The following is a 14,867-nucleotide window of genomic DNA, read 5'->3' as shown; positions in this document are numbered from 1 at the left end:
ACGTATAGTTTCGAGTGCCGGGGAGCAAACGTTTTCTCCCCCGATTCGACGGATGAAAAAGGACCCTCACACAATGACCTGGGCACGCGCTATTCTGCTTACGATGACCTTTTCGACGATTGCGACCGCGCTTCAAGCGTCGGTGACCAAAGCTCCCTTCGGCAAGACGCAGGACGGCACACCCGTCGAGATCTACACCATCACCAGCGGCAAGGCGGAGGCGCGCATTATGACCTATGGCGCGCGCGTGGTGTCGCTGAAGGTTCCGGATCGCGACGGCAAGGTGGGTGACGTGGTGCTTGGTTACAACTCCGTGGCGGAATACCAGGCGGACCCGAGCACCTACTTCGGTTCGATCGTGGGGCGGTACGGAAACCGGCTGGCGAAGGGCACGTTCGCGATCGACGGTAAGGAGTATCACGTGCCGGTGAACAACAACGGGCAGTCGCTGCATGGCGGCACGCTGGGCTTCGACAAGCTGGTGTGGACGGGCAAGGAGATCCCGGATGGCGTCGAGATGACGCTGGTCTCGAAGGACGGCGACATGGGGTATCCCGGCACGATGACCACGCATGCGAAGTACACGCTGCATGGCGCGACGCTGCGGATCGACTACACGCTGTCGACCGATAAGACGACGGTAGCGAATATTACGAATCACTCGTACTTCAATCTTTCCGGCGATGGCTCGGGCAGCATTCTGGACGAGATCATCACGATTCCCGCGAGCCGGTACACGCCGGTGACGCCCGTGCTGATTCCGACGGGCATCGAGCCGGTTGCGGGGACGCCGTTCGACTTCACCAAACCGACGGTGATCGGCAAGCGCATCGACGAGGCGAACGAGCAGTTGAAGATCGCCGGCGGCTACGACCACAACTGGGTGCTGAACGGGCAGATGGGCGTGCTGCATGAGGCGGCGAAGGTCGAGGATCCGAAGTCGGGACGCGTGCTGACGGTGACGACGACGGAGCCGGGCGTGCAGTTTTATACCGGCAACTTCCTGGATGGCACGTTCAAGGGCAAGACGGGGGCGGTGTATGCGAAGCATGCTGGGCTCTGCCTGGAGACGCAGCACTTTCCGGATTCACCCAACCATCCGAGCTTTCCTTCGACGCTGCTGAAGCCTGGACAGCCGCGGCACAGCACGACGATCTTTACGTTCACGACAGAAGCGAAAAAGTAACGCTTTTTGTTCGAACGGCTCCGGAACGCTACGGCGCTTCGGAGCCGTTTGCTTTTGTGACCCACGATGACCATGGATGAGGACTACGCAGAACGGGGCGATGACGACGATGAGAGCGAGCGCTTTCATCTGGACGACTCATCGATTGCGGCGGCTGCCATGGCGCCTCCTGCTCCCCGGCCTGTTGTGCCCGGGCGTGGTTCTGCCGGCGTGCTGCGGAGGGAGTTGAACGAACGGGCGTTCCGCTATGCGGTGCGTCGCGGTTTGGTACATGACATGACGCCGACTGCGCATCCGTCGGTGGTGTTTGGGCCCGATGGGACGCGGCATGGCAACTTTCTCGATGCGACGTATCGGGCGATTGTGGCGGATGCGGGGTGGGCGAAGCGGCTGACGAAGGCCCACACGGCGCACCGCCGGGTGTGGCCGAGGGCGGAGTGGCGATGGAGGGAGCTCGATGCGGCGGCGAGCTCCGATGCGTTGTTGATGAATGTGTTCTGTTATCCCGGGGTGCTGGAGGGGAGGGAACTGCGAGCCCTGCTGGGCGTGGTGGCGGGGGTGCATCCGGAGTTTGGATATACGCCTCGGATTCCGCTTAAGAATGGCACGTTCGATCGCACCGAGATCGATCTGCGGCTGGGCGACCTGCTGGTGGAGGCGAAGCTGACGGAGACGGCGGTGGGGCCTACGCGGCGCGCCCTGCTGGACCGGTATCCGGGGTTTGTGGAGGCCTTCGAGCCGCGGCTGGAGGAGAATATTCCCGGGTATCAACTGCATCGCGGCGTGCTGGCCGCGGCGTCTTCGCCGGGCGCACGGTTCTGCGTGCTGGCCGATGTGCGGCGGCCCGACCTGCTGGAGGCGTGGCATGCGGTGATGGCGACGGTACGGACGGCTGACTTGCGGTGCAGGCTGCAGATGCTGACGTGGCAGGAGGTGGCGGCGGCGCTGCCGGAGGAGCTGCAGGGATTTCTGGAAGAGCGGTACGGCATTGTCCCGATGTGAAATCATTTCAAGGAGGCAACTTTTCCTGTAGCGAGTCGATACTCGGGTGTCGTATCGTTGTGAGCACATGGAAACGGTTCCCAATTGGGATTTTTAAAGAATGCGTCAGACCGAACCCCGGAAGGAATCAATGCGTCGAATCTGTTTTACGTTGAAAGTCCGTCCGGAATGCCTTGCCGAGTACCGGGTGCGCCATGCCGCGGTATGGCCGGAGATGCAGGATGCGCTGCGGGAGACGGGTTGGGCGAACTACTCGCTCTTCCTGCGGGAGGATGGTCTCCTGGTGGGGTACCTGGAGTGTGAGGACTTTGCCGCGTCGCAGGCGGGGATGAAGAAGCATCCGGTGAATGCTCGGTGGCAGGCGGAGATGGGGCCGCTGTTCGAGACGCTGGAGGGTGGGCCGGACGACAGTATGAAGCCTCTGGACGAGGTCTTTCATCTGGCCTAGCCGAGCGGTTTGGCCAGGCGCATTTCGTTGGTTTCGACGAAGCCCACGGACTCATACAAGGCGCGGCCGTCGGCGGATGCAGCGAGGGTGACCTGATCGATGGCGTTGACTGCACACCAGTGCAGCATCTCGTTCATCGGGCTGCGTGCGATGCCTCGTCTGCGGTGGGAGAGAAGCGTGTAGACGTTGGCGATGTGGGCCCAGCGCCCTACCCGGAAGCATCCGGGGATGGGGCCAAGTTCACGCAGGAAGACGCCTCCGCCGGCAACGACGGTATCGTCTTCTTCGACGAGCCATCCGATGTACGTGCCCGCTTCGATCTGCGCGCGAAACCAGGGCTCGGCTGCTGCGATTAGCTGCTCGGCCTGCTCGGGCGTGACGGAGCCCATGTCGAGGAACATGAGGCCACGGTGGCGGGCGATGATGGGGGCGTCCTCCGCTGTGGCGCAACGAAGCTGTGGCACTAGCTGTACTTCACCCAGCGCAGGATCTCGGGCAGGTTGGGCTTCTTGCCGTACATGAGGATGCCGACGCGGTAGATGCGGCTGGCGATCCAGAGGACGGCGTAGATCGTCAGGGACATGAGCACGAACGAGAGGGCGAGTTCCCAGGGCTGGGGCATTGCCAGCGAGACGCGGAAGTTCATCAGCAACGGCGTGCAGAAGGGAATCAGCGAGACGATCCGCGCCCACGTGCCGCCGGGGTTGGTGGTGACCACGGGGATCATTAGCATGCAGAAGGCGAGCGGAAGAACGAGGAACATGTTGAGCTGCTGGAGCTCCTGCTCGGAGTTGGTCATGGAACCCAGCGCGGCCGCCATCGACGAGTAGAGCAGGAAGCCGAAGATGAAGTAGAGGACGAAGAAGATGGCCTGCACCACGGTGATGGAGAAGGAGAATGAGCCGCTGCCCATCATGCCGGAGATGGGCGCGAGAATGAGCGCGGCCAGCATCCAGATGAGGATCTGCGTGATGCCGACCGAGCCCACGCCGAGGATCTTGCCGGCGAGCATCTCTTCCGGAGTGATGGTGGCGAGCAGAACCTCGAAGACGCGCGAGGTCTTCTCTTCGATGATGGAGCGGGCCACGTTCATGCCATAGAGCATGACCACCATGTACATGAGGAAGAAGAGGATGTAAGCGACGGCAAAGGAGCCGTTGACGCTCTTGGACTTGCCGCTGGAGCTGGAGGTGTCGATGGTGACGGGCGCCATCATCGAGTCGACGTCGGAGGCGACCATCCCCTGGTGCGTCAGGCGCTCGCGGACGAGCACGGTCTGCAGGGCGTCCTTGAGGACGGAGCTGGTGGAGATATCGGCTTTGGAGCGTGGCTTGAAGTCGAAGGCGGGCCGGTCGTTTGCGCTCTTGGCGGGGGTGATCCAGAGGTATCCGTCGATGCTCTGGTCGGCGAGTTCCTGGTCGAGCATGGCGCGGACGCCGTCGCCGGGGGCCATGGTGTCGACGGTCATCTGGCTGCCGTCGCCCTTCTTCAGTTGGTCCTGAAGGTCCATGACAAGCTGCGTGTCCTTGCTGACGATGATGAGGTGCGAGGTGGAGCGGGTGCTCTTGGCGAGGATCGCCGATCCCACGACGAACGCGACCATGAGGATGGGGATGAGGATCGTGGCGACGAGAAAGGCCTTCGTCCGGACGCGCTCGAGATATTCACGCTTTGCGATCAGCCAGGCACTATGCATCGACGTTTCCCCCTACGACTTCGATAAATATCTCTTCCAGGGTCGGTTCGATGACCTCGAAGCGACGGATGCGCATGCCGTTGGCGACGGCGGCGGCGAGCAGGGGCTGCGCATCGGGATCGGTGCCGGGTGTGCTTTTCAACTTGATCTCCATGCGGCCGGAGAAGTGCTCGGAGCTTTCGATGGAAGGATGGCGCAGGACGGATCCGTTCTCTTCGTACTCGATGACGACGCGATTGCGCGGGTACTGGCGCTTGACCTCGCGCATGGAGCCCTGGAGGACGAGGTTGCCGCGATGGACGAGGGCGATCTCGTCGCACATCTTTTCAGCCTGATCCATGCGGTGGGTGGAGAAGAGGATGGCGCGTCCCTCGTTGCGCAGGTCCATGAGCGTGTCCTGGAGGAGCTTGCCGTTGACGGGGTCGAGGCCGCTGAAGGGCTCGTCCATGATGACGAGGTCGGGCTCGTGCAGGAGGGCGGCGATGAACTGGATCTTCTGCTGCATGCCCTTGGAGAGGTCTTCGGTCTTCTTGGGCATGGCCTCGGTGATCTCGAGGCGTTCGCACCACTGGGTGGCTCGGGCTCGGGCCGTGGCGGCGTCGAGGCGGTGGAGCTGGCCAAGGAAGGTGAGCTGGTCAAGCACGTTCATCTTTTTGTACAGGCCGCGCTCTTCCGGCAGGTAGCCCACGCGCTTGAGGTTATTGCGGGTAAAGGGCTGGCCGAACAGGCTCACCGTGCCGGAGTCGGGGACCGTGATGCCGATCATCATGCGGATGGTCGAGGTCTTGCCGGAGCCGTTGGGGCCGAGCACGCCGTAGATGGTGCCCGGTTCGATGGTGAGCGAGAGGCCGTGGACGGCTACCTTCTCGTCGTATACCTTGCGCACATTCTTCAGTTCAACGATTGCCATGCTTCTCCCGCGCTCGCGCTTCCCCAGTCTAACAAGGGTTTTCCGGTTATCCGAAGGATTGGAAGTCCTGCCAAAACTCTGGCCAGGGTTTGATCGGGGGACCGCAGAGGAAGAGGACGGGGTGAAGCTTCGATTCTTCGTTGGGGATTCCGGCGGCGTTGCCGTTGCGCCCCGCCTCCCGGCAGGCGGAGAAGGTCTCGTCGGCCTGTTTGTAGGAGAAGCCGACCACGATGAGGATGGTGGGCTGGGGCGTGGGATAGCCGCGGAGCCACGCGGAGTTGGTGCCTCCGATGGGTGTGGGCAGGCCATACTTCGCGCCGAGGATCTCGATGGCTCCCTGCTCGCCGTAGTTGCCGGTGATGATGCCGACGTGCTCGCGCTGCTCGGGCGGCAGGGCGGAACGGATGCCCGCGACGGTCCAGGCCATCTCCTCCCAGCCGAACTCCTCGCGGAGGTCGTCGTTGTTCTTGAGCGCCCAGGCCTTGAGCGGACCGGAGTTGGCGAGCGGCAGAATGAGGCAGCAGATGGCGATGCCGACCGCTCCGGCGAGGGTGAAGTAGGTGGCTTCGATGGCAAGGCGACTCATGCGGGTTAGCGTCCCAAGCCAGCGTTCGACGGCGACGGAGCCCATGGCGAGCAGCATGGGGTAGGCGGCGGCGACGTAGTATCCGCGGCCCTTGGCGATGAAGAAGAGGGCCAGCGGGACGAGGTAGAGGATGCCGAGCATGCGGTAGCGGCGATCTCTCAGGAAGAAGATCAGTCCGGCGATCCAGAGAGGCGTGGCGATCAGGTTGGCGTTGATCTTGATCTGGTCGAAGAGGAAGCCGTCGGCACGGCCGTTTCGGACGTCGCGTGCGTGGATGCTCTGGAGGAAGTGGTACGAGATGAAGCCGTGATGGACCTGCCAGAGGAAGTTCGGCAGGAAGAGGAGCAGGGCGACGGCGACTCCACCCCAGAACCCTGGGGCGAGGAGGAAGCGGCGGGACTGGGTAAAAACGAGGCCTGCTAGGAGGCCCGCGATGTAAAAGGTGATGGAGTATTTGGTCAGAAGACCAAGGCCGATGACGGCGCCGATGGCGATCCACCAGCGCGGGTTCTCGGTCTTGAGAAGTCGGATGAGGAAGTAGGCGATCAGGACCCACCAGAGATAGTCGAAGGAGGAGTATTGGAATTCGGTGCCTTCGAAGAGGGGCAGGGCGGAGAGCGCGACCGAGACGGTTGCCGTGACCTGGGCGAGACGGCCTCCGCCGAGCTCACGGGCCATCAGGCCGGTGGCGACCAGGGCTGCGGACTGGGCGATGACCGAGAAGAGCCGCAGCCACGTCTCGGAGATGCCGAAGAGAGCGAGGCCGATGTGCTCCAGGAATGGAGTGAGCGGCGGGTAGGCGACGTAGCCCCAGTCGAGGTGGCGAGCGTCGGAGAGAAACTGCAGCTCGTCCCGGTGGAAGCCGTAACGGTCGTTGGTGAGCATGTGGACGAGCGCGACGACGGCCGCGATCCCAAGCAGGATGGCCAAATCGTTGCGTGAGGCCCTGGTCTTGGTCACGGTGCTCTCCCTGGGGTTCTATGGTGCTGTCAGATGGTGTGGTTCCCCGGAACATTAGAGCAGGTGCTACCATCGCGGGGAAGAAAAAGATGATCGCACCTTCGAACTACAACTTCAGCGACCTGGAACAGATGCTGCTCTCGACCGGCACGGCGACGCGGCTCCTTTCGGCGTGCCTGCTGGGCGGTCTGGTAGGTCTGGAGCGCGAGTTTCGCAAGAAAGCGTCGGGCATTCGCACCAATATGCTGATCTGCCTGGGCTGCGCATTTTTTACGATGCTCTCGGCGGTGCTCGCAGGGGATGCCAATCCGGATAAAGGACGGGTGGCCGCGAATATCGTGCAGGGGATCGGGTTCCTGGGTGCGGGGCTGATCCTGCACACCCGCTCGCGCGTGCTGGGGTTGACGAGCGCGGCGACGGTCTTCGTGGTGGCATCGATCGGGATGGCATGTGGTGCGGGCTTGTATCTGCCGGCGCTGCTGGCCACGGTGATCGTGCTGGCGGCGCAGACGCTGATGCGAGTGCTGGAGATGCATCTGGACTGGAAGCAGTATCCGCTGCTGTACGAGGTGCGCGGCACCGACCCGGCGACGACCTACAAGGCGATTCTTGCGGTGCTGGATAAGGCCGGGATACGGCTGAACGTCATCGACCACTCGCAGGCAGGCGAGCTGGAGAGGATTACGTTCTTGATCACGAACAACCGGACGACGCACACGCGACTGTTGCACGAGCTGAAGACCAGCGATGCGACAGACCAGGTGCTCAGCTTCCGCGACCCCGACGACGAGTAAGGCTTGCCTGCGCGGCTCCCCTACAATAGAGAGGCTATGTCGATCGAAGAATCCCTGCCACCCCTTGAAGTCGCCGCCGAAAAGGCTCCCTCGCTGTTGCAGTTTGTGAAGGCGCATGCGTGCGGGAACGACTTTCTGATCCTTGAAGAGACTGCCGCGCACCGTAATCATGCGGAGCTGGCAAAGAAGCTGTGCGCACGCAATACGAGCGTGGGAGCCGACGGAATCGAGTTCCTCGACCGCCAGCCGGATGGGACCTTGTTTATCCGGCTGTTCAACTCGGATGGCTCCGAGGCGGAGCTCTCGGGCAACGGTACGCGGTGCGTGGCAGCATGGCTGGCTGCAACGGAAGACAGGAACAAGGTGACGCTGGTGACGCATGGCGGCCCGCGGACGTGCGAGGTCGTCGAGATTGCCGATCCGACGTATGTGATCCGTACGGAGATGGGTGTGCCGCGCGTGATGCCGCGGACGATCGTGGTGGACGGCGTGGGTGAGGTGGAGGGCGCGATGGTGAACGTCGGGAACCCGCACTTCGTGCTGTTTGTGGAGACGGAAGACTTCTCGGCGCATGGGCTTTCCTGGCAGGAGCTTGGCGGCAAGATCGCGGTGAGCCCACTGTTTCCCCACGGCACCAATGTGGAGTTCGTGCGCGTCATTTCGCCGGCGGAGATTGCGTTCCGGATCTATGAGCGGGGGTGCGGACCGACTACCAGCTCCGGCACCGGCACATGTGCTTCGTCGTCGGCTGCGATGTCGCTGCGCGGGGCGAGCCGCCACCTGATTGCGGTGGCCGAAGGCGGCCCGCAGAGGGTGTCGTGGGAGTCCGCGGAGGAGCCGATGTTCCTGACCGGGCCGGCGGAGATCATCTGCCGCGGCGAAGTTTCGGGACTGTAACGGATGGCGACCATTCTCAAACCGAAGGCATTGCCACAGGGCGCGCGCTTCGCGATCGTTTCTCCGGCCAGCACACCCAGGCCGGACAAGGTGGAGCAGGGAATCACAGCGCTGCACGCCCTCGGCTACCGCACCACGCTCTTCCCGCACGCCCTCGATAAGGGCCCGCTCTACTACGCAGGCAACGCCGCGCACCGGCTGGCCGACCTCCACGAGGCCTTCGCCAACCCGGACTATGACGCGGTGCTTTGTACGCGTGGCGGGTGGGGATCGGCCGAACTCCTCCCCCACCTCGATCTCGCGATGATCGCCGACAACCCCAAGCCCTTCCTCGGCTACTCCGATCACACCAGTCTCCACGCCTACCTGCTGAAGACGATTGGTTTGGTCACGTTCTACGCGCCGATGTGCGCCGCCGACTTCTCTCGCCCCGACGGATACGACCCAGCGAGCTGGGGACATGCGCTGGGCGGATCGTCGAACTGGTCGCTGACGGCAGAGGACGGTCTGAAGATGCTGCGACCCGGGTATGCGCAGGGGCAGCTTGTGGGTGGGTGCCTGAGCATCTACAACGAAGCCCTAGGGACGCCGTATGCGCCGGCTCTGCCGGATGGCCCCACGATTCTGTTTCTCGAGGACATCGGCACCAAGCCCTACCAGTGGGACCGGTACCTGGTGCATCTGCGCTATGCGGGGCATCTCGAGAAGGCGCATGGGATCGTCTTTGGCGACATGAGCCAGAACGTGCCGGAGGCGGAGTACGCGCTTCTTGAAAAGGCGATTCTGCACGCGCTCGCGGAGTTCAAAGGGCCGATTGCGATCGGGCTGCGGTCTGGGCATGTGGACGCTCCCAATATTACGCTGCCGCTGGGGATTCAGGCGGAGCTCGACCTGACCGCTGCGCCCCGGCTTACCTACCTCGAATCTGCCGTGTCGTAACGGATAAACTGGAACGCGTGGCGTATACCTCCAAGCAGCGATTCATCCTGGCCGTCGTTCCGCCTGTGGCGGCGATGCTGATTCGTCTGCTGGGGATGACGCTGCGCTACGAGGACCTCTGCGCTCCCGGTGGCACGCGAGGGGACCTGATTCCGGGGCCCACGGTGTATGCGTTCTGGCACCGCTCGCTGCTGGCCTGTGCGTATCGGTTTCGCGGGCTGGATATCGCGATTCTGATCAGCCGCTCGTTCGATGGAGAGTTGATTGCGCGCACCGTCGAGCTGCTTGGCTTCACGGCCGTGCGGGGATCGTCGACGCGGGGCGGCCCGGCGGGTCTGCGGAACATGGAGAGGGCTTACCAGCAGGGACATCGATGTGCCATCACAGCCGATGGCCCGAAGGGGCCGGCGATGGTCGCCAAGCCCGGCACGGCGCAGCTCGCGACGCTGGTGGGGGCTCCCGTGGGAACGTTTTATGTGTTGCCTGAACGGGCCTGGGAGCTGCAAACGTGGGACCGGTTTCTGATTCCGAAGCCATTTTCCCGGGTGCGAGTAACCTGGCCCGCGATCATTCCTGCCGCTGAGCCTGAGATGCAGGCGGCGGTGCAGAAGGCGCTCGATGAATCCGTGGCGCTGGCGAGGTTTGCCGCATGCTGACCGCCGACTTCGACTTTCATCTTCCCGAATCGCTGATTGCGCAGACGCCTCCGCCGGTGCGCGGATCGAGCCGCATGCTGGTCGTCGACCGCGCGACCGGTGCCTATACCGATGGACGATTTACGGATCTGCCGGAGCACCTTGGCGAGGGCGATCTTCTCATCCTCAACGACTCGCGTGTGCTTCCGGCGCGGCTGTTTGGAACGCGTGCACGATCGACCACGACGCAGGCCTCTTCGCCCGATCCCTCGGGGCGCGTCGAGGTGTTGCTGACGCAGCAGGTCGCGCCCGGTACGTGGACGACGCTGGTGCGTCCGGCGAAGAAGGTGCAGGTGGGCGAGAAGCTTCTCTTCCACGAGGGGGCGGCGGTGGTTCTCGAAGCCGTGGTGCTCGGCGCGGGCGAGTACGGCGAGAGGACGCTGCGCTTCAGCGCGACGGACGAGTTCGAAGCCATCCTCCAGCGAATCGGACATATGCCTCTACCGCCGTACATCCATCGCGACAAGGGCACGCCCGACAGCGAGGAAGATCGTGCCCGGTATCAGACGGTCTACGCCAACCAGACGGGGTCGGCCGCGGCACCAACGGCGGGGCTCCACTTTACGCCGGAGGTTCTGGAAGCTCTCACGCGAAAGGGTGTGCAGATTGAGCGGGTGACACTGCATGTTGGGTTGGGGACGTTTCAGCCGGTGCGGGCGGAGCGGGTGGTGGACATTCGTCTGCATGCCGAGCGGTATACCCTGCCCGCGGCGACGGCTGAGGCGATCAACGTCGCGCGGCGCGAGGGGCGGCGGATTATCGCTGCGGGAACAACCACTACGCGCACCCTCGAACACTGCGCCACGCTGGGCGCGGAGCTGTATCCGCACTCGGGCGAGACGAGTATCTTTCTTTCGCCGGGACATCGGTTCCAGGTGGTCAGCGGTCTGCTGACGAACTTCCATCTGCCGCAATCGACGCTGTTGATGCTGGTATGCGCGTTTGCCGGCACGGAGCATGTGCTGGCCGCGTACGCGCATGCCGTCGAGGCGAAGTATCGCTTCTTCAGCTATGGGGACTGCATGCTTCTGCTTTAGGGAACACGTGTGCCGTGGAGGTCGCCGGCTGTTAAGCGGTTCGTGTCGGCGATCGGTGCGGTGTTGCCCTGCACGTGGACCTCGGGCCGAGGACGAATCTCGTTGATTTCACTGCGGGACTCGCCTAAGCTTGCCGCATGAAGCTCAAGCTCGCCTCCCTCGCCCTTCTTGCCACCGCGACCTTTGCCTCGGCGCAGGCTCCTGCCGCCGACCTCGAAAAGACGCTCGTCAACAACTCCACCGCGCTGTTCACAGCCTATCAGCAGATGGATCAGGCGCTGTTTCTCTCGATCATCGCGCCGGACTTCGTGTTCATCAGCCACTGGGGCATCCAGGGACCGGAAGAGCTGGCCGGCACGGTGCAGGGCTGCTCGCTGACCAGCTTCAAGATCTCGGAGGCGAAGGTGCGCCAGCTCTCGCCGGACTCGGCTGTGCTGATCTACAAGGCGCACCAGGCCTCAAGCTGCGGCACCAAGGCGGAGCCCGCGGACCTCGTCTTGACGGACACCTACGTCCGCAAAGGCGCCGACTGGCTGATGAGCATTCACATGCAGGCGGCCGCCGAGAAATAACGCCGGAACCATAGCGCTGCCTCGCACATGGCTCTCCCGTGGGTCGAGAACGGAGTTCATTGCCGTCCGCCGGGAGAGCCGCACGCGTGGGCGGGGCTCGTCCGCCGGGACTGGCCGCTTATCCGTCTCGCTTTGGACTACCATCTAAAGACTGATGGCGAACACGACTGACAAGCCCCCGATCTACCTTCTCGACTCCATGGCGTTCATCTTCCGCGCCTACCACGCGATGCAGCGCCAGCGCCCGATGTCCACGCGCAACGGCATCCCTACAGCCGCGACGTATGTCTTCGTCAACATGATCAACAAGCTGCGCAAGGACTTCGCACCCTTGTATCTCGCGGCGGTGTACGACGTGGGCGCTCCGGTGCATCGCAACGAACAGGCCAAGGGCCTGAAGGATGTGCAGAAGTTCAACATCAAGACGCAGGCCTTTGAGACCGTCGAGTATGCCGGATACAAGGCCAACCGCGCGGAGACACCGCCGGACCTGATCCAGCAGCAGCCGTATATCCGGCGGGCGCTGGAGGCGTTCCGGATTCCGATCCTCTACTACGAGGGGTTCGAGGCGGACGATGTGATCGGCACGCTCTCGCAGCAGCTTTCGGCGCTGGGTCATCACGTCTACGTGGTCTCGCCGGACAAAGACATGATGCAGTTGGTTACGGCGGACGTCTCGATCCTGAACCCGACGAAGGACAACCTGGTGCTCGATCCCGCGAAGGTGGAAGAAGTGTTGGGTGTGCCGCCCGCGCGTGTGATCGATGTGATGGCGCTGCGCGGAGACGCGATCGATAACATCCCTGGCGCCCCCGGCATCGGGGACAAGGGCTCCGTCGAACTGATCCAGACCTTCGGCAGCGTCGAAGCCGCGCTCGACCGCGCCGATGAGGTGAAGAAGAAGACCTATCGCGAGAGCCTGCAGAACAACCGCGAAAACATCCTCCTGTCGAAGGAGTTGGTGACGATCCACACGACCGTGCCGATCGAGTTCTCGCTGGACGCGATGAAGACGCAGCCGGTGGATAACGCCGCGTGCCGCGAGCTGTTTACGGAGCTGGAGTTCACGTCGCTGCTGAAGGAGCTGGCGCCTTCGGTCGATAATACGGTGATCGCGTACAACACCAAGCCCACGGCCGCGGAGCTCGCGGAGTTGCTGGCCGCGGCGCGGGAGTCGGGGCTGAGCATTGCGATGGCCCCCGACGCACGCGCTCTGAGCGAAGAAGTCGCCGACCCGGAGGCAGAGGTCGAAGCCGAACCCGCCCCCTCGGAGAACATGTCCCTCTTCGGAGCGCCCGAGGAGACCATCCCCGCTCCACCCGCCCAGGACGTAGCCTGCAAGCTGGGCCTAGCCGTCGGCCCCGACGCCGCCATGGAGGCACCCCTCGAAGCTCCCGGCATCCGCGCCGCCCTCGAAGACGCCACCCTTCCTAAGCAGGTCCACGACCTCAAGGCCGTCCTCCGCGCACTCGAACCGCACGGCATCACCCTCCGTGGACACATCACCGACGTCATGCTCCAGAGCTACCTGGTGAACCCCACCCACGGTTCGCATACCCTGGTCGACATCGCCGCACGCACGACCTCCCGCGCCCTCGTCCATCAGCCTACCAAGCAGAACCCCGCCGACTCGAACCGCCTGCCCGAGGCAGCCGCCGCGATCCATCGGCTTGCCATTGCCCTGTCCGCGCAGCTCGCTGAATCCGGCACCATCAAGCACGAAGTCCGCAAAGACGACCCCTCTCTTGGCGGAGCCGTTACGACGGAGATGTTGTTCGCCGAGCCAACCAAACCGGCCACAAAACCGGGTGCCCCACACCACGCATCTGGGATGTGGGGTTCCACGGAATCCAAGGGAAAGCCGCTCAATCCCACCTCCACCCTTCTCGAAGTCTACGAGGGCATGGACCTCCCGCTCGTCCCCGTTCTCCTCCGCATGGAGCAGACCGGCGTCCGCATCGACCCCGACCTGCTCCGCACCATGTCCGCCAAGCTCGCCGTCGACATCGACACCCTCGCCGAGCGGATCTATGCCGATTCTGGCCACCGCTTCAACGTCAACTCCCCCAAGCAGCTCGGCGAAGTCCTCTTCAACCAGATGGGCCTCCCCAAGCCCATGAAGTACGGCAAAGGCAAGGTCGTCTCCACCGCGCAGGACGTCCTCGAAGAATTGGCCGTCAACCACCCCATCGCCGCCCTCGTCATCGAGCACCGCCAGCTCCAGAAGCTCAAGGGCACCTACCTCGACGCCCTCCCGCAGCTCGTCGACGCCGAAGGCCGCATCCACACCACCTTCAACCAGGTAGGCACCGCCACCGGACGCCTCTCCAGTACCAACCCCAACCTCCAGAACATCCCCATCCGCACCGCCATCGGCCGCGAGATCCGCGCTGCCTTCATCGCCGCCAAGGGCAACGTCCTTATGTCGGCCGACTACTCGCAGATCGAGCTCCGCCTCATGGCCCACTTCTCCCAGGACCCCTTGTTGTTGAACGCCTACCGCACCGACCAGGACATCCACACCCTCACCGCCGCCGAGGTCTTCGGCGTAGACCCGGCCACGATGTCCAAGGAAACCCGCGCCCGCGCCAAGGCCGTCAACTTCGGCATCGTCTACGGCATCAGCCCCTTCGGCCTCGCCGCCCAGCTCAACATCCCCCAGAACGAAGCCAAGCTCTACATCGAAACCTACTTCGACCGCTACAAGGGCGTCCGCGCCTTCATCGACCAGACATTGGAAATCGTGCGCACCGAGCAAGCCGTAAAGACCGCCTTCGGCCGCATCCGCCCCATCCCCGACATCGGCTCCCGCAACCCCAACATGCGCGGCTTCGCCGAACGCACGGCGGTAAACACCCCACTCCAGGGCACCGCCGCCGACCTCATCAAGCTAGCCATGATCGCCCTCGACCGCAAGATTACCGAGCGCAACCTCAAGTCCAGGATGACCCTGCAAGTCCACGACGAACTCCTCTTCGACGTAGTCCCCGAAGAGGCCGAGGAGATGCAGCAGCTAGTCAAACAAGAGATGGAATCCGTAGCCCAGTTCTCCATCCCCATCGTCGCCGAAGTCGGCACGGGTCAAAATTGGCGCGATATTAAATAGACCTCGTGAAATAATTTTTGATGAATTTGAGTGATGTTG

At 63.4% G+C, this 14,867-nt stretch carries 14 protein-coding genes; 10 read left to right on the top strand and 4 right to left on the bottom strand.

The features are described from left to right. The first annotated feature begins 103 nt into the window (after positions 1-103). From BM400_RS21335 to BM400_RS21325, 3 genes are all read left to right on the top strand, one after another. A complete protein-coding gene (locus BM400_RS21335; RefSeq protein WP_245782078.1) occupies positions 104-1,186 on the top strand; it encodes an aldose epimerase family protein in 1,083 nt (360 codons plus the stop codon). Between the two features lie 66 nt (positions 1,187-1,252). Further along, positions 1,253-2,188 (top strand): PGN_0703 family putative restriction endonuclease, encoded by a 936-nt coding sequence (locus BM400_RS21330; RefSeq protein ID WP_089843794.1) that lies wholly within the window; start codon positions 1,253-1,255, stop codon positions 2,186-2,188. 130 nt (positions 2,189-2,318) lie between these two features. After that, complete coding sequence (locus tag BM400_RS21325) at positions 2,319-2,636, top strand: L-rhamnose mutarotase (RefSeq protein ID WP_175529189.1); 318 nt, start codon at positions 2,319-2,321, stop codon at positions 2,634-2,636. Here BM400_RS21325 and BM400_RS21320 read toward each other — a convergent pair. Genes BM400_RS21320 through BM400_RS21305 form a run of 4 tightly spaced genes read right to left on the bottom strand, consistent with a single transcriptional unit; the run spans position 2,633 to position 6,788 of the window. Further along, positions 2,633-3,100, bottom strand: coding sequence for a GNAT family N-acetyltransferase (locus tag BM400_RS21320; protein ID WP_141224037.1), 468 nt, complete (start codon positions 3,098-3,100; stop codon positions 2,633-2,635). The genes BM400_RS21325 and BM400_RS21320 overlap by 4 nt on opposite strands. Beyond that, positions 3,100-4,332, bottom strand: coding sequence for an ABC transporter permease (locus BM400_RS21315; RefSeq protein ID WP_089843788.1), 1,233 nt, complete (start codon positions 4,330-4,332; stop codon positions 3,100-3,102). The genes BM400_RS21320 and BM400_RS21315 overlap by 1 nt, the downstream gene beginning before the upstream one ends. Further along, entirely contained in the window at positions 4,325-5,242 is a 918-nt protein-coding gene (locus tag BM400_RS21310) for an ABC transporter ATP-binding protein (RefSeq protein WP_089843785.1), read from the bottom strand. Before BM400_RS21310 ends, BM400_RS21315 begins: the two co-directional genes overlap by 8 nt. A 46-nt stretch (positions 5,243-5,288) precedes the next feature. After that, positions 5,289-6,788 carry a glycosyltransferase family 39 protein gene (locus BM400_RS21305; RefSeq protein WP_245782077.1) on the bottom strand — a complete coding sequence of 500 codons (1,500 nt, stop codon included), beginning with the start codon at positions 6,786-6,788 and terminating at the stop codon, positions 5,289-5,291. An 89-nt stretch (positions 6,789-6,877) separates the two neighbouring features. On the opposite strand from BM400_RS21305, the gene BM400_RS21300 reads away from it, so the two are divergent. The 7 genes from BM400_RS21300 (at position 6,878) to polA (ending at position 14,828) form a co-directional block, all read left to right on the top strand. Continuing rightward, positions 6,878-7,582, top strand: a complete 705-nt coding sequence (locus tag BM400_RS21300) for an MgtC/SapB family protein (RefSeq protein ID WP_175529188.1) — start codon at positions 6,878-6,880, stop codon at positions 7,580-7,582. Positions 7,583-7,618: 36 nt separating this feature from the next. Next, positions 7,619-8,479: a diaminopimelate epimerase gene (dapF, locus tag BM400_RS21295; RefSeq protein WP_245782076.1), complete on the top strand. Its 861-nt coding sequence runs from the start codon at positions 7,619-7,621 to the stop codon at positions 8,477-8,479. Between the two features lie 3 nt (positions 8,480-8,482). After that, positions 8,483-9,418, top strand: coding sequence for a S66 peptidase family protein (locus tag BM400_RS21290; RefSeq protein ID WP_089843782.1), 936 nt, complete (start codon positions 8,483-8,485; stop codon positions 9,416-9,418). A gap of 17 nt (positions 9,419-9,435) precedes the next feature. Then, complete coding sequence (locus BM400_RS21285) at positions 9,436-10,074, top strand: lysophospholipid acyltransferase family protein (protein ID WP_245782075.1); 639 nt, start codon at positions 9,436-9,438, stop codon at positions 10,072-10,074. After that, positions 10,068-11,150 carry a tRNA preQ1(34) S-adenosylmethionine ribosyltransferase-isomerase QueA gene (queA, locus tag BM400_RS21280; protein ID WP_089843779.1) on the top strand — a complete coding sequence of 361 codons (1,083 nt, stop codon included), beginning with the start codon at positions 10,068-10,070 and terminating at the stop codon, positions 11,148-11,150. The genes BM400_RS21285 and queA overlap by 7 nt, the downstream gene beginning before the upstream one ends. Before the next feature lie 137 nt (positions 11,151-11,287). Beyond that, positions 11,288-11,722, top strand: coding sequence for a nuclear transport factor 2 family protein (locus BM400_RS21275; protein WP_089843777.1), 435 nt, complete (start codon positions 11,288-11,290; stop codon positions 11,720-11,722). Between the two features lie 154 nt (positions 11,723-11,876). Further along, positions 11,877-14,828, top strand: a complete 2,952-nt coding sequence (gene polA / locus BM400_RS21270) for a DNA polymerase I (protein WP_089843774.1) — start codon at positions 11,877-11,879, stop codon at positions 14,826-14,828. Positions 14,829-14,867: the final 39 nt, after the last annotated feature.

The sequence above is a fragment of the Granulicella pectinivorans genome (genome assembly GCF_900114625.1).
GTDB classification, from domain to species: domain Bacteria; phylum Acidobacteriota; class Terriglobia; order Terriglobales; family Acidobacteriaceae; genus Edaphobacter; species Edaphobacter pectinivorans.
Note: the sequence above shows the minus strand (reverse complement) of the source record. Positions and strands in the feature narration are given on the sequence as shown.